The 245-nt window shown below is 58.0% G+C and carries 1 protein-coding gene; it reads left to right on the top strand.

The annotated features are described in order from the left end of the window. On the top strand, positions 1-245 hold a 245-nt coding region (locus tag AC0IW7_RS24950), incomplete at both ends, for a vWA domain-containing protein (RefSeq protein ID WP_471821536.1).

Genomic DNA, 245 nt, shown 5'->3' with positions numbered 1-245 from the left:
GTGCTGGTGGTGGACACCTCGGTGTCGATGCAGCCGTATATCGACCAGGTCAACGACGTGGTCAATGGCCTGCAAGAACAGATCGGCGCCCGTGGCGAGCTGGATAAAGTCAGCTTTGGCATGGTCGGTTTCCGCAACACCACCGACAAAACGCCAGGCCTGGAATACGTCAGCAAAACCCTGGTGCCGTTGCAGCAATACAACGACCCGCAGCGCTTTATCGAGCTGGCGCGCAATGTGAAAGC

This window comes from Pseudomonas sp. AC229 (assembly GCF_979254655.1).
The sequence above is the reverse complement of the archived record's forward strand: the minus strand, read 5'-3'. Positions and strand labels throughout refer to the sequence as shown.